This window comes from Dyella lipolytica (assembly GCF_030160075.1).
GTDB lineage: Bacteria > Pseudomonadota > Gammaproteobacteria > Xanthomonadales > Rhodanobacteraceae > Dyella_B > Dyella_B lipolytica.
Genome location: NZ_BSNQ01000003.1, coordinates 259,110 through 280,554 on the forward strand (window position 1 = coordinate 259,110; position 21,445 = coordinate 280,554).

24 protein-coding genes, 1 tRNA gene and 1 other RNA gene are annotated in these 21,445 nt (G+C 61.4%); 19 read left to right on the forward strand and 7 right to left on the reverse strand.

Annotated elements, in window-relative coordinates:
• Positions 1–3 precede the first annotated feature (3 nt).
• The 4 genes from QQL64_RS02720 (at position 4) to QQL64_RS02735 (ending at position 3,677) form a co-directional block, all read left to right on the forward strand.
• A complete protein-coding gene (locus QQL64_RS02720) occupies positions 4–435 on the forward strand; it encodes an ExbD/TolR family protein (RefSeq protein ID WP_284395712.1) in 432 nt (143 codons plus the stop codon).
• Positions 432–2,216 carry a lipid A export permease/ATP-binding protein MsbA gene (gene msbA / locus QQL64_RS02725; protein ID WP_284395713.1) on the forward strand — a complete coding sequence of 595 codons (1,785 nt, stop codon included), beginning with the start codon at positions 432–434 and terminating at the stop codon, positions 2,214–2,216. Before QQL64_RS02720 ends, msbA begins: the two co-directional genes overlap by 4 nt.
• A 5-nt stretch (positions 2,217–2,221) precedes the next feature.
• Positions 2,222–3,196 carry a tetraacyldisaccharide 4'-kinase gene (gene lpxK / locus QQL64_RS02730; protein ID WP_284395715.1) on the forward strand — a complete coding sequence of 325 codons (975 nt, stop codon included), beginning with the start codon at positions 2,222–2,224 and terminating at the stop codon, positions 3,194–3,196.
• A gap of 82 nt (positions 3,197–3,278) precedes the next feature.
• The gene (locus QQL64_RS02735) at positions 3,279–3,677 is read left to right on the forward strand and encodes a DUF6165 family protein (protein ID WP_284399618.1); all 399 of its coding nucleotides are present in this window, start codon (positions 3,279–3,281) and stop codon (positions 3,675–3,677) included.
• 25 nt (positions 3,678–3,702) lie between these two features.
• Here QQL64_RS02735 and QQL64_RS02740 read toward each other — a convergent pair whose 3' ends face one another.
• Complete coding sequence (locus QQL64_RS02740) at positions 3,703–4,752, reverse strand: glycosyltransferase family 9 protein (protein WP_284395716.1); 1,050 nt, start codon at positions 4,750–4,752, stop codon at positions 3,703–3,705.
• Between the two features lie 16 nt (positions 4,753–4,768).
• Here QQL64_RS02740 and QQL64_RS02745 point away from each other — a divergent pair, with 16 nt between their 5' ends.
• The 8 genes from QQL64_RS02745 (at position 4,769) to QQL64_RS02780 (ending at position 9,753) form a co-directional block, all read left to right on the forward strand.
• On the forward strand, positions 4,769–5,524 hold the full coding sequence (locus QQL64_RS02745) for a 3-deoxy-D-manno-octulosonic acid kinase (RefSeq protein WP_284395720.1): 756 nt from the start codon (positions 4,769–4,771) through the stop codon (positions 5,522–5,524).
• Complete coding sequence (locus QQL64_RS02750) at positions 5,521–6,279, forward strand: MBL fold metallo-hydrolase (RefSeq protein WP_284395724.1); 759 nt, start codon at positions 5,521–5,523, stop codon at positions 6,277–6,279. Before QQL64_RS02745 ends, QQL64_RS02750 begins: the two co-directional genes overlap by 4 nt.
• Positions 6,280–6,366: 87 nt before the next feature.
• Positions 6,367–6,459, forward strand: a tRNA-Ser gene (locus QQL64_RS02755).
• Between the two features lie 74 nt (positions 6,460–6,533).
• Positions 6,534–6,630, forward strand: an RNA gene (gene ffs, locus QQL64_RS02760) — signal recognition particle sRNA small type.
• An 89-nt stretch (positions 6,631–6,719) separates the two neighbouring features.
• Positions 6,720–8,366, forward strand: coding sequence for a DNA polymerase III subunit gamma/tau (gene dnaX / locus QQL64_RS02765; protein WP_284395726.1), 1,647 nt, complete (start codon positions 6,720–6,722; stop codon positions 8,364–8,366).
• Between the two features lie 11 nt (positions 8,367–8,377).
• Positions 8,378–8,701 carry a YbaB/EbfC family nucleoid-associated protein gene (locus QQL64_RS02770; protein WP_188798615.1) on the forward strand — a complete coding sequence of 108 codons (324 nt, stop codon included), beginning with the start codon at positions 8,378–8,380 and terminating at the stop codon, positions 8,699–8,701.
• An 80-nt stretch (positions 8,702–8,781) separates the two neighbouring features.
• A complete protein-coding gene (gene recR / locus QQL64_RS02775) occupies positions 8,782–9,381 on the forward strand; it encodes a recombination mediator RecR (protein ID WP_284395733.1) in 600 nt (199 codons plus the stop codon).
• Positions 9,382–9,408: 27 nt separating this feature from the next.
• Positions 9,409–9,753 (forward strand): histidine triad nucleotide-binding protein, encoded by a 345-nt coding sequence (locus QQL64_RS02780; RefSeq protein WP_284395736.1) that lies wholly within the window; start codon positions 9,409–9,411, stop codon positions 9,751–9,753.
• Between the two features lie 50 nt (positions 9,754–9,803).
• Here the strand turns inward: QQL64_RS02780 and QQL64_RS02785 are convergent, their stop codons facing one another.
• From QQL64_RS02785 to QQL64_RS02800, 4 genes are read right to left on the reverse strand one after another with little or no spacing between them, the layout of a single operon-like run.
• Positions 9,804–10,376, reverse strand: a complete 573-nt coding sequence (locus tag QQL64_RS02785) for a Slp family lipoprotein (RefSeq protein ID WP_284395739.1) — start codon at positions 10,374–10,376, stop codon at positions 9,804–9,806.
• Positions 10,377–10,426: 50 nt separating this feature from the next.
• The gene (locus QQL64_RS02790) at positions 10,427–12,355 is read right to left on the reverse strand and encodes a transglutaminase TgpA family protein (protein WP_345782623.1); all 1,929 of its coding nucleotides are present in this window, start codon (positions 12,353–12,355) and stop codon (positions 10,427–10,429) included.
• Positions 12,356–12,399: 44 nt separating this feature from the next.
• Positions 12,400–13,347 carry a DUF58 domain-containing protein gene (locus QQL64_RS02795; RefSeq protein ID WP_284395741.1) on the reverse strand — a complete coding sequence of 316 codons (948 nt, stop codon included), beginning with the start codon at positions 13,345–13,347 and terminating at the stop codon, positions 12,400–12,402.
• Positions 13,347–14,288, reverse strand: a complete 942-nt coding sequence (locus QQL64_RS02800) for an AAA family ATPase (RefSeq protein ID WP_284395743.1) — start codon at positions 14,286–14,288, stop codon at positions 13,347–13,349. The genes QQL64_RS02795 and QQL64_RS02800 overlap by 1 nt, the downstream gene beginning before the upstream one ends.
• Between QQL64_RS02800 and QQL64_RS02805 the strand changes: the two genes are divergently transcribed.
• Entirely contained in the window at positions 14,287–15,909 is a 1,623-nt protein-coding gene (locus QQL64_RS02805) for an ArnT family glycosyltransferase (RefSeq protein WP_284395746.1), read from the forward strand. The genes QQL64_RS02800 and QQL64_RS02805 overlap by 2 nt on opposite strands.
• On the opposite strand, the gene QQL64_RS02810 is transcribed toward QQL64_RS02805, so the two are convergent.
• Together QQL64_RS02810 and QQL64_RS02815 are read right to left on the reverse strand one after the other, a co-directional pair.
• Positions 15,910–16,494, reverse strand: coding sequence for a Maf family protein (locus QQL64_RS02810; RefSeq protein WP_284395748.1), 585 nt, complete (start codon positions 16,492–16,494; stop codon positions 15,910–15,912).
• Positions 16,491–16,943 (reverse strand): hypothetical protein, encoded by a 453-nt coding sequence (locus tag QQL64_RS02815; RefSeq protein ID WP_284395751.1) that lies wholly within the window; start codon positions 16,941–16,943, stop codon positions 16,491–16,493. Before QQL64_RS02815 ends, QQL64_RS02810 begins: the two co-directional genes overlap by 4 nt.
• 197 nt (positions 16,944–17,140) lie before the next feature.
• Between QQL64_RS02815 and QQL64_RS02820 the strand changes: the two genes are divergently transcribed.
• From QQL64_RS02820 to acpP, 6 genes are all read left to right on the forward strand, one after another.
• Complete coding sequence (locus QQL64_RS02820; RefSeq protein WP_404601090.1) at positions 17,141–17,620, forward strand: YceD family protein; 480 nt, start codon at positions 17,141–17,143, stop codon at positions 17,618–17,620.
• 18 nt (positions 17,621–17,638) lie between these two features.
• Positions 17,639–17,833, forward strand: coding sequence for a 50S ribosomal protein L32 (gene rpmF / locus QQL64_RS02825; protein WP_284395755.1), 195 nt, complete (start codon positions 17,639–17,641; stop codon positions 17,831–17,833).
• Between the two features lie 167 nt (positions 17,834–18,000).
• Positions 18,001–18,975: a beta-ketoacyl-ACP synthase III gene (locus QQL64_RS02830; RefSeq protein ID WP_284395758.1), complete on the forward strand. Its 975-nt coding sequence runs from the start codon at positions 18,001–18,003 to the stop codon at positions 18,973–18,975.
• Positions 18,976–19,084: 109 nt separating this feature from the next.
• Complete coding sequence (fabD, locus tag QQL64_RS02835; RefSeq protein ID WP_284395761.1) at positions 19,085–20,032, forward strand: ACP S-malonyltransferase; 948 nt, start codon at positions 19,085–19,087, stop codon at positions 20,030–20,032.
• A gap of 48 nt (positions 20,033–20,080) precedes the next feature.
• On the forward strand, positions 20,081–20,821 hold the full coding sequence (gene fabG / locus QQL64_RS02840; protein ID WP_284395763.1) for a 3-oxoacyl-ACP reductase FabG: 741 nt from the start codon (positions 20,081–20,083) through the stop codon (positions 20,819–20,821).
• Positions 20,822–21,100: 279 nt separating this feature from the next.
• Positions 21,101–21,340, forward strand: coding sequence for an acyl carrier protein (gene acpP, locus QQL64_RS02845; protein ID WP_115476787.1), 240 nt, complete (start codon positions 21,101–21,103; stop codon positions 21,338–21,340).
• Positions 21,341–21,445 lie beyond the last annotated feature (105 nt).

The following is a 21,445-nucleotide window of genomic DNA, read 5'->3' on the forward strand; positions in this document are numbered from 1 at the left end:
CCTATGCGTATCGGTAACGACCGTCGCAGCGATGATTTCGAGATCAACGTGGTCTCGCTGATCGACGTGCTGCTGACTCTGTTGATGTTCTTCGTACTCACGACCACGTTCGTGCAGCATTCGCGCCTGAAGGTCGAGCTGCCGCAAGCGAGCGCGGAAGACCGCGACATGCAACCGCCCGTGATCACCGTGATGGTGGATCGCGACGGGCATTTCTACGTCGGTAGCGATGAAGTGACGGGTGCAGGTGTAGATCCGCTGAAAGAGGCTATCGCCCGTGTGGCAGGGGATGATCGCAACCAGACCGTGACCATCCGCGCAGATGCCATGACGGCGCATCAGAATGTGGTCACGGCGATGGATGCGCTCGGCCAGCTCGGTTTCACCCATCTCTCGATCGCCACGACGCCGACGCAGTCGGAAGCGGGCCAATGAGCGGTAAGAAAGTCGCGGTCTGGGGTCCCGAATCCCTGCAGGTCTACAAAAGACTGCTCGGTTATTCGGGGCGCTACTGGCTGGTTGCAGTGATCTCCGTCATCGGCATGGCTGTCGACGGCGGTGGTTTGGCCATATTTACGCAGCAGCTGCGGCCGATCATCGACAAGCTGTTTGCGCAGAAGGATCCGTACCTGATCTTCTGGATGCCGATCTGGATCATTTTGATTTTCGTCGTGCGTGGCGTGGGTACATTTGCTAGCGGCTATGGCATTTCCTACATTGGCCGCAACGTCGTGAATTCGATTCAACGTGATGTGTTCGCTGCTTACTTGCGTTTGCCGGCAGCGTTCTTCGGCAAAGAACATTCCGGTCACCAGATCTCGCGCATTACCTACACCAGCGAACAGGTCGCCGCGGCCGCAACGGATTCGGTCAAGGTAGGCGTGACCGAAGGTGTGACTGTCATCGGCATGCTGTACGTCATGCTTCACAACAGCGTGTATTTGACTTCGGCGCTGTTGGTGATGATTCCGGCGATTTTATATATCTCCTCGATCGTCAGCCGGCGCTATCGGCAAATTAGCCGGCATATCCAGGGCATGATGGGCTCGGTGACCGGGACCGTGGAAGAAACCGTCTCGGCGCATCGCGAAGTACGCATCTACGGCGGGCAGCAACATGCGGCGTCTCGCTTTGCGGACGTGACGGACCGTGCGCGTTACTTGAATCTCAAGATCGCAGCAACCAATGCATCATCCAGCTCAGCCATCCAGACGGTGGCCTCTTTTGCATTGGCCGGCCTAGTTTTCCTTGGATCGCGCCCGAGCGTCATCGGTAGTATTACGCCTGGTGTCTTCGTCACGGTGCTGACAGCGATGGGCGGCATGCTGCCTTCGCTGAAGCGCCTGACCAACGTGCAAGCCAACATCCAGAGTGGTATTTCCGCGGCCGAAAGCCTGTTCGAGGTCATGGACATGCCGCCGGAAGTCGACCATGGCACAGAGGTGCTGGAACGCGCGCGCGGTGATCTGCGCTTCCAAGATGTGCGTCTAATCTATCCGCGCAACGACTTCGAAGCGCTGGCCGGCGTGAACCTGCATTGCGCGCCCGGTACGGTGACGGCGCTGGTGGGGCGTTCGGGTAGCGGCAAGAGTAGCCTCGTCAGTTTGCTGCCACGATTCAACGAGCCCACGAGCGGCCACATCCTGCTCGATGACGCTGATTACGGCTCTTATACGCTGCTTTCGCTACGTCGACAGATTGCATGGGTAGGGCAGAGCGTGGTGTTGTTCGATGGCACCGTGGCCGAAAACATCGCTTATGGCGAGCTGAGTGGTGCCAGTGAGCAGGACATCGTTGCTGCCGCCGAAGCCGCCAATGCGATGGAATTTATCCAGCGCTTGCCGAAAGGTATACACAGCCATATCGGCGAGGGCGGCAATATGCTCTCCGGTGGCCAGCGTCAACGCCTTGCGATTGCGCGCGCCATTCTCAAGAACGCGCCGATTCTTGTGCTGGACGAAGCGACCAGTGCACTCGATACCGAGTCGGAGCGGCTGATTCAGCAGGCTCTGCAGCGCTTGATGCGCGATCGCACCACGTTGGTCATTGCCCACCGCCTCTCAACCATCGAGCACGCCGACCAGATTGCAGTGATGGATCATGGTCGTATCATCGAATGTGGCACGCATACCGAACTGATGGCGTTGAACGGTCACTATGCGGCGCTGCATCGCATGCAATTCAACGAGCGTCCTGCTGCTGTCGCCGCTGATTGAGCGCGATGACATTGGCCGAAACGCTCCAGGCGGGCTGGTACGGCAAGGGACGCCTGCCGTGGTGGTGCTATCCGCTCGCGGGACTTTACGGTGCGGTGGTGGCGATCCGTCGCGCACTGTACGCGTGGGGCTGGTTGCGCATCGTGCGATTGCCTTGCCCGGTCATCGTGGTAGGCAACCTCACAGCGGGTGGTGCCGGCAAAACACCGCTTACGTTGGCCTTGAGCGATGCGCTGCGCACACGTGGCTATCGACCGGGCGTCGTGAGCCGTGGTTACGGTGGAAGTCGGCGCGAACCCATGTTGCTCGGCGATACACCGAACCCTACCGAGGTGGGCGACGAACCTTGCCTGGTCCGCGCCGCGGGTGTTCCTGTGGCGATCGGTCGCGATCGTCCGGCCGCCGCGCAACTGTTGCTCGACGCCGGATGTGATGTGTTGATTGCAGACGATGGTCTGCAGCATTACCGGCTGGCGCGCGATGTCGAGATCTGCGTGATCGATGGCGACCGCCGATTCGGTAATGCGCGACTGTTGCCCGCAGGGCCGCTGCGCGAGCCGTTACGTCGATTAGATAAAGTGAACTTTCGCGTGTGCAATGGCGGAACGGCGCAAGCGGGCGAAATTCCGATGTTTTTGCGCGGCGGTACGGTGCGTGCACTGCGCGATGGGCAAGAACGGTCCATTGCAGATTTTTCCGGCGCACGTGCACATGCGGTCGCAGCTATCGGCCACCCCGAACGCTTTTTTGCAAGTCTGGCCATGCAGGGCATTGACGTCATCGCCCATCCTTTCGCCGACCATCACGCGTTTGTGCCAGCCGATCTCGCTTTCGGCGACGATTTGCCCGTGCTGATGACTGAAAAGGATGCGGTTAAGTGCCGCATCTTTGCCCGGCCGGATTGGTGGAGTGTGCCGGTGAAAGCTGAGCTGCCGCTCGCTTTTTACGATGCGGTGTGCGCGCGACTCGATAGCCGCTAGGCATAAAAATAACACCTGGGGCGTTATCATGCGCGCTGTTCCCGGCCTTGAGCCGGTATACATCTTCCAGCGCGAGGTTTTCATGAGCTTGATCCAGGTACCGGTGTCCTTCGGCGAACTGATCGACAAGATCACGATACTTGAGATCAAGTCGCGCCATATTTCCGATGCGTCCAAGCTGGCCAACGTCCATAACGAGCTCAACCTGCTCAATGCCACCTGGGCCAATCATCATGCGTCGCAGACCGATATCGCCAAAGAGCGCGCCCGCCTGCTCGCGGTGAACGAAACCTTGTGGGACATCGAAGATCGCATTCGGTTGAAGGAAAAAGCGCAAGCGTTCGATGCCGAATTCATCGAGTTGGCACGTTCGGTGTATTTCCAGAACGACGAGCGCGCGGCCGTGAAGCGTGAGATCAATCTCAAGCTGGGTTCGCAGCTGGTTGAAGAAAAGTCGTATCAGGATTATCGACAGAAATAAGCGGTGCGGACGGGCGTCACGCCGTTCAACCTGCGCTAACGCCCAGGGCCGCAGCCGCGGCCTCGAAACGCTCGATGGCGTCATCGATTGCGATCAGATCCATCACGCCCGGCTGTTCGATCTTGCTGCCCCACGGAATCTCGCTGGCTGGCTTGCCAAGATATTTGCGGGATGCTGCATCGTATTTGTCCACGCACCAGCGCCGGTCCGAGTAGGGTCCCGAGCGTGCGGGATTGCTGGCGGCATGCAGGCCAAGCACTTTCATACCCACCGCGTTGGCCATATGCATGGGGCCCGAGTCGGGAGTGAGCAGCAGTTGCGCACGGCAGAACATCGCCATCAACTTTTTGAGCGTGTCTTTGCCGGTCAGATCCAGCGGTGTGTGGCGACACGCGGCTAGCACCGTATCGGCCATCTGGCGCTCGTTGGGCGAGGGACCGCCGATCAGCACGATCCGCCAGCCGCGAGCGGCGGCATGATCCATCACCGCGGCGTAGCGCTGAGGCTGCCAAGTGCGTAGGACGTGGCTCGACGTGGGGCTAACCAATAGCGTCGGCTGATCGCCGGGCAATTGCTCGGCGGCCCAGGCATGGGCATCGTCGGGAATCGGGATGTCCCAACGCACATCCGTCTGTTTCAGGCCCAGCGGTTCGCAAAAGCTGCCTATCGCGTCCAGCACATGTTCGCCGGTGCGAGCAGGAATGCGTTCGTTGATGACCAGGGTATGCAGATCCTTCGCGCGTGCATGGTCGTAGCCGATACGGCGCTGCGCCTTGATACCCAGGCTCAACAGATTTGAACGCAGGGCGACCTGCATGTGCAGCAAGGCATCGAACTGCCTGCCGCGTAGAGCCGCACTGACGGCCCGCATACCGGCCCAGCCCGCACTTTTGTCGAAGGTGACGAACTCCACACCGGGCAAGTCGCCCACTAGCTTGCGTTCCAGCTTGCCGACGATCCAGGTTAGCGAGGTCTGTTGCCAGGCCCGCTGTAGGGTGCGTACCAGCGGAACGACATGGGTCACGTCGCCGATGGCTGACGTGCGCAGCAGGCAGATGGATCTGGGATCAGACATGTAGAATCGCCGGGCAATGAACCGAGACGGAGCAGCGGCAACACCGATGCACGAGCAACTGCGCCAAGACGCCGAAGCTGCGATTCTGTTCGACACTACGGTGTCGCCACAAGTCGATGGCGACTGGTTCGATCCCAAATACTGGCATGGTCGCGGCGCGCTGCGCACGCAGGCCGGTGGGAGGGGAGGTGTAGCCGTGATCGCCACGCCGGCCGGCGAGTGTGTGCTGCGTCACTACCGGCGGGGCGGCATGGTCGCGGCGCTGATGGGCGACCGTTATCTATGGACGGGCGCCGACCGTACGCGCAGCTTTGCTGAATTCCGTTTGCTGCAAGCGATGACTCGGTTGGAGTTGCCTGCACCCCAGGTCGTTGCGGCTCGATATCAGCGCGTTGGATTTCACTACCGCGCCGATCTGATCACCCGCCGCATTCCCGATGCGCAGACGCTGGCCGAATGCCTGGCGGGAGGGTGGCTCGATGCGGAGCTGGCGCAGGAAGTCGGCGCGCTGGTGGCGCGGTTTCATCGCGCCGGTGTATGGCACGCCGATCTCAATGCACACAACGTGCTGCTAGCACAGGCTGCGCTGTACCTGATCGATTTTGATCGCGGTCGTCTGCGTTCACCTGGGCAGGGGTGGCGTGTGGCGAACTTGCAGCGGCTGCGTCGTTCGCTGCTAAAGCTTGGCGCGGCAACACAGGGAGAGTCCGTTTTCGATGAGACGATTTGGACATCCCTAATGTACGGCTACGAGCGTACCCTGAGCGCATGAACTGGCATCTTCATTTCCTTGGTACGGGCGCGGCGCACGCAGTGGAACTGGGTTCGTCATCTGCCGTGCTCGAGCGCGATGGCAAGCCGTTGCTGCTGATCGACTGCGGCCCGGACACCCTCGATCGGTACATGGCTGCGTATGGTGAGTTGCCGCATGCGATCTACATCACGCATACGCATCTGGACCATGTAGGTGGTTTGGAACGATTGTTCACGCGGTTATGGTTCAACGAGGCGTTGCGCGGGCAAACGCGCGTATTCATTCACGCGGCGTTGGTTCCGTGGTTGCAGACGCGGGTGGCCGACTATCCGGGCGTGCTGGCGGAAGGTGGCGTGAATTACTGGGAAGCGTTCCGGCTGGTGCCGTGCTCCCGCGGCTTCTGGCTCGATGGCCTATGGTTCGACGTATTCGCCACGCGGCATCATCGGCCCGGCACCTCCTTTGGTCTGAGTTTGCGTGGAAGTTTTGTCTTCACCGGCGACACGCGCCCGATTCCGGAAGTGTTGGCACACTATGCGGGCGATCATGAATTGATCGCGCACGATTGCGGGCTGGTCGGCAATCCGTCGCACACGGGCATCGACGATATAGAACGCGACTACGACGCAGCCTTGCGTGCGCGCCTGTTGCTATACCACTACGGCAGCGCTGCCGATGGGGCAACTCTCACTGCACGCGGATACCGTGTCGCCGGAACCGGCGAGCACGTGGCGCTGGCTGCGCCGCCTCCTCCGCGGCCGGACGCCGGTTGAACCGCCGCTCTCTTGTCTGCGCCGGGAGCACCCGTTATCCTTCCGCTTCTTTGCCGGTCTTCGGACGGCATTGCGGTTGATGCGTGCGGAGAGATGTCCGAGTGGTTGAAGGAGCACGCCTGGAAAGTGTGTATACGGCTTATACCCGTATCGAGGGTTCGAATCCCTCTCTCTCCGCCAAATACAGCGAGATGGGCGACGAGGCTTAATTTGGCGTCCATCCAGGGCTTCGATGCCCACCCCTATGGTGGCCCCGTCGGTCCCCCCGCGACGATAGTTCGCAAACCCCGCCAGGTCCGGAAGGAAGCAACGGTAGCGGATGATTCGGGTGCCGGGGTGTGGCTGGCGGGGCCGCCGCCTTTTGCGAATGCCGCCGGGTTCGCATGACTTGCCTTGACCGACTTGGCACAATCGGGTTCTGCCCCAACTGGCTTTGACGCATGTCCTATCAGGTACTCGCGCGTAAGTGGCGCCCCCGCAAGTTCGCCGAACTGGTCGGTCAGGAACACGTCGTACGCGCGTTGACCAACGCCCTGGACAGCGGGCGCATGCACCATGCTTACCTGTTCACCGGCACGCGCGGCGTCGGCAAGACCACGATCGCGCGCATCTTCGCCAAGTCGCTCAACTGCGAACGTGGCGAGTCGGCCGATCCCTGCGGTGAATGCGCCGTTTGTACGGCGGTGGATGCCGGCCGCTTTGTGGACCTGCTCGAAATCGACGCGGCCAGCAACACCGGCGTGGACGATGTGCGCGAAGTGATCGAGAACGCGCAATACGCGCCGGCGCGCGGGCGTTTCAAGGTGTACCTGGTGGACGAGGTGCACATGCTTTCCAAACCGGCCTTCAATGCTTTGTTGAAAACGCTGGAAGAACCCCCGCCCCATGTGAAGTTTCTGCTGGCGACCACCGATCCGCAGAAGCTGCCGGTCACGGTGTTGTCGCGCTGCCTGCGCTTCAACCTCAAACGCCTGCTGCCGGATCAGATCTCCGGTCAGATGCGGCACATTCTCGGCGCCGAACATATCGAATACGAAGATCCGGCCATCGTGGAACTCGCGCGTGCGGCGGATGGTTCGTTGCGCGATGGTCTATCGCTGCTGGATCAAGCGATTGCCTATGGCGGCGGCTCGCTGAAAGCCGATGACGTCAGAGCCATGCTGGGCAGCGTTGAGCGCGGGCAAGTGCTTGGTTTGCTCAATGCACTGTCGGCGGGCGACGGACAGGCTTTGCTGGCCGAGGCTACGCGTATCGCGTCGTTCTCTCCCGATTTCGGTAGTGTGCTGGACGATTTGGCGGCATCGCTGCATCGCATTCAGCTCATCCAACTGGTGCCTGGCTATCGTCCGGAAAGCAACGACGGCGAGGACAGCGCGTTGGTTGGCCTGGCGGAGCACCTTACTGCCGAAGACGTACAGCTCTACTACCAGATCGCCATCGCCGGCCGTCGGGATCTGACATTGGCGCCCGACACACGCACCGGCTTTGAGATGGTCTTGTTGCGCATGCTCGCGTTTCGTCCATCCGACGATGCAGTGCCTGCCGCTTCCGGTGGTCAGCGGTCTGCGCCACCTCAGCGGCCTGCGCCAGCCACGCCGCCCGCACCTGCGGCAGCCCCCATCCCGCCGCGCTCTTCCTTGGCACCTTCTCATCCGGCCACGACGCGGGAAGCGGCGGCGCCCCGCGTTGCCGAAGCCGGCGGTTTGCCCGATTGGGAAGCGTTGATCCAGCGTGCCGACCTGCGCGGCCCGCTCGGCCAGCTGGCACAGAATTCGGCGTTGCGCGGGCGGGAAGGCAATACGCTGGTGCTGGCCTTGCAGCCGACCCATATGCATCTGGCCGTAGAGCCGATGGTGAGCCAGATCGCCGATCGCGTGAGCGAGGTGATGGGCGAACCGATACGGCTGCGTTTCATCGGTGACAGCCAGGGCGCTGTCCATACCCCGGCGGCGCGTGCGGCCAGTGCACGCAGTGCGGCGCAATCGGCGGCCGAAGCGTCGATCGAGGGCGATCCCCTGGTGCAGGCGCTGAAGCGAGAGTTTGGCGCACGCGTCGTGCCGAACTCCATCAAACCCATCGAATCCTAGGAGTACATGTCATGAGAGGACAACTTGGCCAGCTGATGCAGCAGGCGCAGCGCATGCAGGAAGACATGAAGCGCGCGCAGGAGGAAATCGCCAAGCTCGAGGTCACCGGTAGTTCCGGCGGCGGACTGGTCAGCGTCGTGATGAGCGGTGCGCATGAAGTTCGCCGCGTGCAGATCGATCGCAAGCTATTCGCCGACGATCCGGAAATGGCCGAGGACTTGGTCGCGGCAGCGATCAACGACGCGGTGAATAAAGTCGCCGAGGCGAGCAAGAACAAACTGGGCGGCGTCACGGCAGGCATGAACCTGCCGCCGGGCTTCAAGATGCCGTTTTGATGGGGAAGGGCGTTGGACGATCGCGCCATCACCTAGCACCTTTGCTCATCCCCTCGTTCCTTGGCGCATCCGGCTGAATCATGAGCGGCTCCCCACTCCTCAACGAACTCATCGAAGCGCTGCGTTGCTTGCCTGGCGTGGGCGGCAAAAGCGCGCAGCGCATGGCGTTCCACTTGTTGGAGCGGGAACGCGAGCGCGGCCTGAAATTGGCGGTGGTGCTGCAACAGGCGATGCAGAACATTGGTCATTGCACGCGCTGCCGAAATTTCAGCGAAACACCCGTGTGCGGGATCTGCGCCAGCAGCAGTCGCGATCGCCACGTGCTCTGCGTCGTCGAGTCGCCCACTGACCTGGCCGCGATCGAGCAGGCTACGGGTTACCGCGGGCAATACTTCGTTTTGATGGGTCGCCTGTCGCCGCTGGATGGTCTTGGGCCCGAAGAGCTGGGGCTGGGCCTGCTAAGCGAGCGTCTGGCCGAGGGCGAAGTCGAGGAGCTGATTCTCGCCACCAACCCGACCGTGGAAGGCGAAGCCACCGCCCATTATCTGGCGCAGCTGGCACGCGCCGCAGGTATTCGTCCGACACGCCTGGCACACGGCGTTCCGCTGGGTGGCGAGTTGGAATACGTCGATCGCAGTACGCTGGCACATGCATTCGGTAGTCGGCAATCCTTGGAATGATCGGAATACAGCAGAGGAACGATGCTCATGGGTGACACTATCTTCGGCAAGATCGTCCGTCGCGAAATCCCAGCCGATATCGTCTACGAGACCGACGACGTGCTCGCGTTCCGCGATCTCAATCCGCAAGCGCCTGTGCATGTGCTGTTTGTCCCGAAGCGCCCCATCGCGACTTTGAACGATGCCGCTGTACCGGATGCCGAATTGCTCGGCAAACTGTTGCTGGCCGCTGCCGATTACGCCAAGCGCGAAGGTTTCGACAAGGAGGGCTACCGCGCGGTGGTCAACTGCAACGAGCATGGCGGACAGACCGTGTTTCATCTTCACGTCCATTTGCTGGCCGGACGCCGACTCACTTGGCCGCCTGGCTGAGATAAAAAAACGCCGGCATAAGCCGGCGTTTTTTATAGGCGAAGGATTGATCAGCGATGTCGCACGACGATCACCGGCGGGCCATAAAAACCACCCCAGCCGCCCCAATAGGGACCACCCCAATAGGGGCCCCAGAACGGGTCGTACCAGCCCGGTCCATAGGGATAATTCACGACCATCGGACGCTTCGGCCACAGATAAACCACATTGGCTTCGACGCGCGGATAGGCGTAATCGTAATCACCCACCTTTCGGCTCATCGTGCCTTGGACGGTGCCGGTAACGGTGATCTCGCGACCCCGCGCAAAGACTTCCGGATCATAGAAGCCGGCGCGGCAGGCTACGAAACGACCTTGGCTATCGTTGCTGGTGCTGCGCGTGGGACGCGCCTGATCATCCAGCGGGTGACCCAGCACGTAGAAACAGGTCGACTGCTGACCCGGTTCCGTACTGATGATTTCGCCGCCCCAACGCACTGCCGTGCCGTTGGCGCTGCCTTGCTGGGCACCGAGCGACGTGACGTTGGTCGCGTAATTGCCCTGCAATGGCTGCGGCACCGTGGCGCACGCGGCCAACAGGGCGGAAGCCGCTGCGAGGCTAAGAATTCGATAAAGGGGAGACATGGTGTATTTCTCCATCATGGGCGGATGCATGCTACAGCGTTGCGCTCTGGTTAGACCACGCGGTGCGGTTGGAAATTCCGTACTGCCAGCCGGAAAGCGCGCAAAGTTTCAGGGGAAGGTTCGACAGTGGCGTAGCGCAGTTCGATATAGCACCTCATCAGCTGGTCCAGTTCGGTACGTTGCCCGGGCAGCGCACGGATAGCGCGGCGGAGGAAATTCTGCGGTCCTTCGCTGTGTCCACGCGCAATCCCCGCTCCAGCAAGCTTGCGCTCAAGCGCTCGCATTGCTGCCAGAGCAGGGTCGCTCTCCGGTCGACGCCACAGCGCCCACGACAAGCCGACGATGCCGAACAACGCGATGCTGGCAGCCAGCAGCTTTTCAAGCATGCCGGTGTCGACCTCGCGTATGCCGAACGGGGTCAGCAGTCCGCGTTGGCGGAGGGCGTCAAAACCAATAACGCCTTGGTTCCACCATCGGTTGACGATGTCCCAGTGATTGCGCATCGATTCCAGCACGCCGGATTGGTACCAGGGGAGCTGGCCGCTGGCAGCGCTGGATGCGCCCAAATTAATTCTCTGCGGCCGCACCGCTGCGGTGGGATCCACACGCACCCAACCCCGCCCGGCTAGCCATACCTCGCTCCAGGCGTGCGCATCGGAATTACGGACCAGTAAGTATTGGCCCATGGCGTTCCAGAAACCGCCCTGGTAACCGGTGACGACGCGCGCCGGTATCCCGGCGGCGCGCATCAGTACGGTGAAAGAAGATGCGTAGTGTTCGCAAAAACCTTCGTGAGTGTTGAACAGAAAGTCATCGACGGCGTCGCGTCCCAGCGGCGCCGGCGTCAGCGTGTAGCTGAAGCCGTCATCGTGAAATCGCCGCAGCGCAGCCTGGATAATGCCGGCGTCATCTTGGGCGAAGCGTTGCCGCAGTTCGGCGGCCAGCGCGTGCGTGCGTGGATCGAATCCCTCCGGCAACTGCAATGCGCGCAGGCGCGTGGCGGGATCGAGTTCGGCCTGAAGCCGATAATGAAGTGCCGAATGGAGCGTGTAATCGAGCACGTCGTTAACGGATTGGTCGGCAAATACCTCGCCGTCCAAGTGCATGTGCGATTGCGCGGGCGCTTGCAAAGGCAGGTCGAGGGTCGGAAGCACGTGTTGGTGGGTGGGTTCCAGGCTGATTCGATAAGCGATGGAACCTGCGGCTTCAACGGGTAAGGCGTCGCTGGCCGGCATATCGAGTCGCGTCCAATCTCTGCCGTCGTAGTCCCACATGACGTAAGCGCGGAAATAGCGCTGACCATTGGGTGGCGGCGGCCCTTCGAAACTCACACGCATGGCCGCGCTGTCGTCGGTCAGCAATTCGGTGAAGTCGCTGGGGGACATCTGATCGCTGAGGCCAGTTCGGGCCGCTTGCGGGTTAGATGTACCCCACAGCGGCGAACTCAGCCGCGGCACCAGCACGAACGCGGTCAGCGCCAGCGGCAACGACGCCATGAGCAGTACCAGCGCCGGCAACAACTGGCGCGGCAGGGTGACGGGCACTTGCGTCGGTTCGAGGGAACGCCATGTGGCCAAGGCAGGTAGCAGCCCGAACGCTACGACTAGCGTTGCGATCAGTCCCTGTCCAAACAGCAATGCCGCCATCAACAGGAAGCAGGCGAAGGCTGCCGCAACGCGTGCATCACGCGGGAATTCGCTCTCCGTCAATTTCAGCACCAGCAGCCCCGCCGCCAGTGCAGAACCGGGTTCCCGGCCGAATAGGTTGCCGTATTCGAGAATGACAGCTGCAACCAGGATGACCAGCATGGGTACTTTTAGCCATGCCGGTACGTTGCCGGGTCGATGCTTCCGCTGCCACCAGCGCAGTGCCAGCGCCACGATCAGTGCCACGCTCAACAACCAGGGCAAGTGGTTGACATGGACGGCCAGTACGAAGGCGGCGCTCAGGCTCATCAGATCGAAGGTGCGTTCGCTCACGCGCGCGTGTACGCGACGATGGCTTGTCGTTCGTCCTGTAGCCATCATGGCAACAGTGCCAATGCGCTCATACAGCGCGCGTAGTGAGCGACGCCACTGCCCAGGCCGATCACCTCGCTGGGCAACCACAAGCTGCACGGACGTCCCTGTGCCTGCGCCTCATTCAGCCAGCGGGCCAGGCGGGCAATGCGTGCCTCGTTGTCCAGGCCGCGTAAGTGCCGCCAGTCCAATCGCCACTCCTGCCTGGCCTCGGGTTGCTCGTAATCCTTCACCAGTAGAGCGTTGTGGCGCGCGCTGGCCTTCCACGCTACGTGACGCATCGAATCGCCGCTGCGGTAATCGCGTAGGGAGGCCAAATCCTCTCCGCGGTGCAGGCGCTGCCGCCGGTTATCCTCTTCCGGCAACGTGGGAGCAGGCCCGGCAAATTCAGGTCGTGGCCAGACCAGTACCGCATAGTGCGGACGCAACCAGCTCCAGGCGCGGAACAGACCCAGCGGCCAGGTCGTCCAGATGCGACATCGCGGTAGTGCCAGCCAGCCGCGATGTTCAGTGGGGATGCTCACCGTTACATCGGTGCGACCATTGACGTCGAAGCTATGACTGTTGTCGGCGATATCGAGCCGAACGGCCTGTCGTAGGCGCCTGGCCTGAAAATCGAAAGTGACGTCGATGGGCTGCCCGGCCGTCGCATGGCCGGCGCGCAGGCCGTGCACGCGCAAACCGTTCAATGTACGAAACGCCACGAGCATGCTGATCGATGTGGCAGCACCGAGCAGACAGGTAAGCAGCAGTGCGGCGTTGTTCGAATAATTGAGACTGCCGACCATCATCACCAACAGCAACACCGTAAATGCCACGCCGAAGCCGGTGGGGATGATGTAGATACGTTGCCGATGCAGCTCGATCGGCAACTCCTCCAATCGACGATGCTGTGTCAGCGCCGGTAGCCGGCGCTCGGCCCATTGCTGCAGGCGCTGAAACTGGGCGCGCATCAGTCGACGGCGACTTCGCTCAACAATGTGCGCGCCAGCGTTTCGCCACTGGCTCCTCGTGCCGCGACCAGGCGATGGGCCGCCAGTGGGACGAACAGCGCTTGGATATCTTCCGGCAAAACATGCCCGCGATCGCTGAGCATGGCCCACGCGCGCGCTGCGGCGAGCAAGGAAAGACCCGCACGCGGCGATAGTCCCACTCGGATATCGGGATGCCGGCGGCTGGCCGTGAGCAATGCCTGCAGATAATCGAGTAATGCGGGGCTGGCCGTAATGGTCTGAATTTGCCGATACAGCGCCGTCAGGCTGGCGGCATCCAGTTGCGGCGTGAGGCGCGTAAGCAAGTCGCGCCGGTCGCTGCCGGTGAGCAGTTCGCGTTCGGCGCTGGCGTCGGGATAATCCAGCGAGACGCGCAGCATGAAGCGGTCGAGCTGCGAGTCGGGCAAGGGGAAAGTGCCCGCAAGATCCAACGGATTTTGCGTGGCAACCACGAAGAACGGTTCCGGCAAAGCATGAGTCTGCCCGTCCACGGTGACCTGGCGTTCGGCCATGGCCTCCAGCAGCGCGCTCTGCGTTTTCGGCGTGGCGCGGTTGATTTCGTCGGCCAGTAACAGCCCGGCGAACACGGGTCCGGGATGAAAGCGAAATTGACCGGTCTCGCGCTCGTACATGCTGACCCCGATAATGTCGGACGGCAGCAGGTCGCTGGTGAACTGCACGCGCTGGAAATCGAGCGCGAAGCTCGCCGCCAGTGCATGCGCAAGCGTAGTTTTGCCAACACCGGGTACGTCTTCCAGCAACAGGTGGCCGCCTGCGATCAGGCAGGTGAAAGCCAGTTTGACCTGACGTGCCTTGCCGAGCAGTACCCGATTGACCTGGGCGATGGCAGCGTGGAGACGCTGCTGCAGATTTTCATCACGAAGCGGGGTGATCGCTGACATGGGTTTGTGGAAGGCGAGGACAGATTGGGGAGACCACGCCAGTGTAGTCGCCGGCATCGCGCGCTGGCGAGCGGCATTCGTCACGGTATTCCTCTGCCTATTCTTGATAAAGCTGGTGCTCGCGGCAACTCTTCAGCCGTTCGGTGACGAAGCGTTCTACTGGCAGGAAAGCCGGCACCCCGCCTGGGGCTATAGCGATCTGCCACCGTTTACGGCGTGGTTGATTCGTCTGGGCGAAAGCGTGGCCGGGCATGGTGTGCTCGGCATGCGTTGGCCATTCCTGCTATTAGGGAGCTGTCTGCCCTGGCTCATCGTGGCTTTCGGTCGCCGCGCCTTCGATGCGCGCGCAGGTTGGCAGGCCGGTCTGCTTTGTCTCTGCCTGCCACTGGCCGGCAGCCTGGGTGTGATGGCGATGCCGGATGTGCCGCTCACCGTGGCCGGTGCTGTCGCGATGCTCGCGTTGCTGAGCGCGATGGATCAAAACCGGTGGCGCTATTGGTTGCTGTTGGGCGTCGCGCTCGCGGTGTGCTGGATGAGCCATTACCGCGCCGCGATGTTCATGCTTGCGGGGTTGCTGTTATGCCTGCTCACACCGCGCGGACGTATGCAGTGGACTCGCAGCGGTTTCTGGATAGCGATGCTGATTGCCGCGATGGGGTTGTTGCCGTTGGCCATGTCGAACTGGCAGCAAGGTGGCGCCGGGTTGGCATTCCAGTTGGTCGAGCGCAACCCATGGCGCTTTCACCCCGATACGCTGGTGCAGCCGTTGGAACAGGCTGTGACATGCACTCCATTTCTGTATGCATGTTTGCTGTGGGCGGCATGGCGTTGTTGGTGCCGGCGTCGCGACGGTGGGCCATGGGATGTGATCGCACTGCTATCGCTCACATTTATCGTCGTCTATTTTGCAGCGGGGCTATTCGCTGACGATCAGCGCTTCCGCGTGCATTGGCCGTTGCCCGGATATTTGCCGTTGATGGCAGCGCTTCCCGTATTGCTGCGTGATGCAAACGTAAATCGAATCTGGCGGATTGTTGCCGTGGCAGGAGCAGGGTTGGCATTGCTGGTGCAATTGACCGGTTTGTTTTATCTCGGCTTGGCGTCTTATCCCGATACCGCTCGATGGCTTGGGGCGGCACGCATAGTTCCGACTAGTTTTATCGGCTGGCGCGAAAGCGCGGATATTGCGCAGACGCAGCTCGCCACACAGCCGGCCATCCTGGTGGCGGACAATTTCATGATGGCTGCAGAACTCGATTTCCAGTTCAACGGGCAGCGCGTGATTTATACGCTCGACAATCCTTTGAATGTGAAATACGGGCGTGCGCCGCAAGTCGCATGGTGGGGCACTGATGAAACGGCATTGCGTCGCCTGCATGCCGCGGCTCCCATACTGTTGGTTGTCGATGAACATGCGGCGCGTGCGCGCGAACGTGCATTGTGGCTGAACTCGTTGTGTGTGCGCGTGGAAAACCTGCAGCCTGTGCAAAGGCTCAGTCTCTTCGACGGCCGCAAAAGTGTCGCGTTCTATCGCGGGCGGGTTGCCGGACTGATGCCGGCAAGCATGCCGAACGCGGGCGATTGCATCGCCTCACGCAATGCCGCGGGAGCTGCAGAATGATTAAGGAACGCTGACGCCGGCATCGCGCAGCAGCTGGGACAATGCGATCAGTGGCAAGCCAATCAAGGCGGTGGGATCGCTGTTCTCGATGCGCTCAAACAGACTGATGCCCAAACCCTCGCATTTGAAACTGCCGGCGCAATCCAAGGGTTGCTCCCGTTCGATGTAGCGCGTTATTTCTGCGGCATCGAGTTGCCGGAAATGCACGCGAGTGAGATTAACATGCGTATAGCGCCGCCCGGCATACGTATCGAACACGCATAACGCGGTGTGGAAATAAACGGTGCGGCCGGAGCAGGCCAAAAGCTGCGCCTGCGCTCGCTCGGTGGAGCCTGGTTTATCCAGCAGTACACCGTCGAGCTCGGCGACTTGGTCAGAGCCAATCACCAGCGCGTCGGGCAGCCCGGCACCAGCGTCGACGGCTTTGGCTTCGGCCAGTCTCATCGCGCGCGCCGCCGGCGCCTCGCCGGCCATCACGCTTTCCTCTGTTCCCGGCGAGCGCAGCTCGAAAGCCAGCCCAAGCCGATGCAGCAGCTCGGCGCGGTAGCGCGAGGTGGACCCCAGAACCAGCTGCCGCGTCGTCATGTCGGCGAATCGGGCCGTATGTGCTCCCGCATGGCGCTATCCAGTTCGTTCTGAGCCTGGCCCAGGGCCTGAAGCAAGGGGCTCAACCGTTCGCGGGTCTGATCCATCGCCTTGGTAGCAGCATCCAGTTCGCTCTGGCTGGCCGTTGGGGCGTAGTCGCGGATCCAGATGCGCTGCTGGAGCAGGGCGCGCAAACCGGCCTCGACGGCATGAGCCGCCTCCTGTTCGCTGGCGGCCGGCAGGTCGGGGTTTAGCGATATGACAGCGTGGGCCTGCTGCAGGCGGGCTCGGCAGGATTTGAGATCGGCTTCCAGCCGGTCGGCCAGGTCCAGCAGACGTCGCAGACTGGTGGCGCGTTGTGTCGCCCGACGCAGCAGGAAGGCGCCAACCAGGGCCACAATCAGTAAAATAAACAGGATGGCCAGGCCGAACGTGAGGTAGGTGTCCACTTAGGTGTTCGGCTCAGGCGGGGATAGGGCCGCAGTCTGCCGTATGTTCAGGATTCAGGCAAAGCGGCATGGTTGGCGCCGTGACACCGTTTGCGGCTTGAGGGCGCCTGTGACGCGCGGTTGACTTCAACAGGCTGGAAACTTACTATTTCCCGGTTATGTCCGCGACACTGCCAGAGTCCGTGGACGCTTGGCGCATGGTTTCAGCGCGGCGTTCGTTCCAGGGGTCACTGCCCATCGCCGCAATGCGTCGCCTCTGCGAAGTGCTGGCGGATGATGCAGGTGTGGTCCAGTACGAGCTCGATTTCGGTCGGGACGAGTACGGTACGGCCTATGTCGACGTTCGTGTTCAGGCGCCTTTATGGCTGGTCTGCCAGCGCACGCTCGAGCCGTTCGTCATGCCGGTAACGGTGGACAGCCGGTTGGGCATGATCCGTTCCGAGCGTGAGGAATCCGCGCTACCGGCCGGGTGCGAGCCACTTCTGGTCGCCGAGGACGACAAACTGAACCCGATCGATGTGATCGAGGACGAATTGCTGTTAGCGCTGCCGCTGGTGCCGGTCAATCCGGACGGTGAGCTGCCCGAAGAAGTAACACGCCCGCCGGAGGAGGAAACTCCCACCGAGAGGCGCCCCGATAACCCGTTCGCCGTGTTGCGCGAACTCAAGAAAAACTGATTCAGCTGGAGAACCATCATGGCTGTTGCCAAGAGCCGCAAAACCCCGTCCACCCGCGGCATGCGTCGTTCGCACGACAAGCTGAGCACCGTGCAGCTGGCCACCGATCCGACCAGCGGCGAAGTGCATCGTCGTCATCACGTGACGGCCGACGGTTACTACCGTGGCAAGAAAGTGATCCAGACCAACGTCGCGGTGGTCGAAGAAGACTGAGCCGTCCCGCTGAGCCTTTAAGGTTCTGGGATTCGGTTTCGTATGGCGGCGCGGTGACGCGCCGCTTTGCGTTCCGGCGTCCGGCAACGTAACGTTGCGGTTCTGGTGTGTTGGTCACCCGCAAGGCGGATGGCGTGCAGCACCCTTCGCTTGCTGATGGATATTCAATGGCACAGATCTACTCCCGCATCATGGCCACCGGCAGCGCGCTGCCGGAGCGTGTCCTGACCAACGCCGATCTCGAAAAATTCGTCGATACCAGCGACGAGTGGATTCATTCGCGCACCGGCATCCGTCAGCGCCATGTAGCGGCCGAGGGGGAGACCACTGGCGACCTGGCGACATTGGCCGCGCAGCGTGCACTGGATGCGGCTGGCGTCAAAGCCTCCGAGCTGGACCTGATCATCCTGGGCACTACCACGCCGGATATCATTTTTCCGTCGACCGCCTGTCTGGTGCAGCACCGGCTGGGCGCCAACGGTTGTGCCGCGTTCGACGTCAACGCTGCGTGTTCGGGCTTTGTCTATGCATTAGGCGTGGCCGACAAGTTCATTCGCAGCGGTCAGTCCAAGAAAGTGCTGGTGATCGGCGCAGAAACGCTTACCCGCATGATCGACTGGACCGAGCGCGAGACCTGCGTGCTGTTCGGTGACGGCGCTGGCGCCGTGGTGCTGGAAGCTTCCGATGAGCCGGGTATCTACGCCACCTGCCTGCATGCCGATGGTGGTCACAAAGAACTGCTTTACAACCCGGTTGGCGTTTCTGTCGGTTTCAAAGACGAGCCCAATCACGGCGTGCGCATTCGCATGTCCGGTCGCGAAGTATTCAAGGTGGCGGTGAAGACACTCGACTCGCTGGTCGAGGAAACGCTCAAAGCGGCTGGCATGGACGCATCGCAATTGGATTGGCTGATTCCGCATCAAGCCAACCTGCGCATCATCGAAGCCACGGCCAAGCGTCTGAACATGCCGATGGACCAGGTGATCGTCACCGTCGACAAGCACGCCAACACCTCGTCCGGCTCGGTGCCGCTGGCACTGGATAGTGCGGTACGTTCGGGCAAGGTCAAGCGTGGTCAGAACCTGTTGCTCGAAGCGTTCGGTGGCGGCTTTACCTGGGCTTCCGCGCTGCTCCGTTACTGATTCAGCGCAAGGTCTGCCGGTACGTATTTCTTTCGATAGACGAATACGGCTGCGTACGTCGCGTATTGATGGCACCATTTCGCTTTTACCCGATGGACTGCGCCTGTTCATGACCCAATCGTCCGCATCGCTCGCCTTTGTTTTTCCTGGCCAGGGTTCGCAATCGGTCGGCATGCTTGCCGATCTGGCTGCTGCGCATGGCGACGTAAAGGCCACCTTCGACGAAGCGTCGCAAGGCGCGGGCATCGACCTGTGGGCATTGAGTCAGCAGGGGCCGGAAGACCAGCTCAATCGCACCGAAAACACCCAGCCCGCATTGTTGGCGGCCAGCGTCGCGGTTTGGCGTCTGTGGCAAAAGCTGGGCGGTGCGCAACCAGCGCAACTTTCCGGACATAGCCTGGGCGAGTACAGCGCCCTTGTTTGTGCTGGTGCGTTATCGCTGCATGACGCAGCAGCTTTGGTAGCCGAGCGCGGTCGCCTGATGCAGGCTGCCGTGCCTGCTGGTGTGGGCGCGATGGCGGCTATTCTCGGCGGTGACGATCAGCAAATTGCGGCTGTGTGTGCGGAAGTTGCGAACGGACAGATAGTTGCTCCCGCCAACTTCAATTCGCCCGGGCAGTTGGTGATTGCCGGCCATGCTGAGGCAGTCGACAGGGCGCTGGCCCGGCTCGCCGAGTTGGGCGTGAAGAAGGCGGTGAAATTAGCCGTCTCCGTGCCGTCGCATAGTGCGCTGATGCGCGAGGCGGCCGACAAGCTCGGCGAGCGCATGACGTCGATAGCGTGGCAACTGCCGACCATCCCAGTGGTACAGAATGCCGAGGCACGCAGTTACGCGTCGCTGGACGATATCCGCGGCGCGCTGCAGCGCCAGCTATATCTGCCGGTGCGTTGGACGGAATGCGTTCAAGCACTGGTCGCCGGTGGCGCCACGCGCATCGCCGAATGCGGTCCGGGCAAAGTGCTGGCGGGTCTGATCAAACGCATCGACAAAAGTGTTGAAGCGCGCGCGATCGGCACGCCGGCTGATCTCGATGTTGCGCGTAGCGAATGGGTCTGAGGGTCGTTTGGGTCACCCGAATCTCGCTTCATTGAAGGAAATCGAAGAATGAGCACACTGCAAGGTGAAATCGCATTGGTCACCGGCGCCAGCCGCGGTATCGGTGCGGCGATTGCCGACGAACTCGCTGCGATGGGTGCCATCGTGATCGGCACGGCAACCAGTGAAGCGGGTGCCGCGGCGATCGGTGAGCGGCTTGCTGCAAAAGGTGGTCATGGGCGTGTACTCAACGTCACCGATGGCGCAGCGGTCGATGCATTGATCGACAGCATTGCCAAGCAGTTCGGCAGCGTCTCGATCCTGGTCAATAACGCGGGCATTACCCGCGATCAGTTGCTGATGCGCATGCGCGACGAAGACTGGCAGGCCATTCTCGATACCAATCTCACCTCGGTCTATCGCACCTCCAAGGCGGTGATGCGCGGCATGATGAAGGCGCGCAAGGGACGCATCATCTCGATTGCCTCGGTGATCGGGCTTACCGGCAATCCGGGGCAATCCAACTACGCGGCGGCGAAGGCCGGCATCATCGCGTTTTCCAAATCGCTGGCGCGTGAGATTGGTTCGCGTGGGATCACCGTCAATGTGGTGGCACCCGGTTTCATCGATACCGATATGACCCGCGGCCTTCCCGAAGAATCAAAGCAGGCCTTGTTGGGCCAGATCGCGCTAGGCCGCCTGGGCGACTCCACCGATATTGCCAAGGCGGTGGGCTTCCTTGCATCGCCAGCGGCCGGCTACATCACGGGTGAAACCTTGCATGTGAACGGCGGCATGTACATGCCTTGAGAGGGGGGCGGCCGGCGTAAACCTCGGGTGGAAGAGACGATAAGTTTCTTCACACCGTTTGAATTTTGCTGACCTTCGAGTCAGCCGATATGAAAAAAGTCGTCACGGCGCCCGTTTTGGGCGACAATCGGCGCTTTCGCGCCGGCACTGGCACTGTGGCGGCTTGTATCCCTGGCATATAATTGGCGGCTTCACGGCTTAGCCACTACAATGCCGCAGACTTTGTCGGCGAAAAATCCGGCATAGATAGACAATTTCCCCTTGGGAGGTAAAGGCAACATGAGCACCATCGAAGAACGCGTCAAAAAAATCGTCGTCGAGCAGCTGGGCGTGAAGGAAGATGAGGTCACGGCGAACGCTTCGTTCGTGGACGATCTGGGCGCGGATTCGCTGGACACGGTCGAACTGGTGATGGCGCTAGAAGAGGAATTCGAAACCGAAATTCCTGACGAGGACGCCGAAAAGATCACCACCGTGCAGCAGGCCGTCGATTACATTCGGGCCCACACCAAGGAATGATTCGTTGTGGCGGGCGACGCACAGTGCGTCCCATGTACCACTAGCGATACCGGAAGCTGCGCCATCAAGGCGCAGTTTTCGTTTCTGCAATTTGCAACGTCCGAT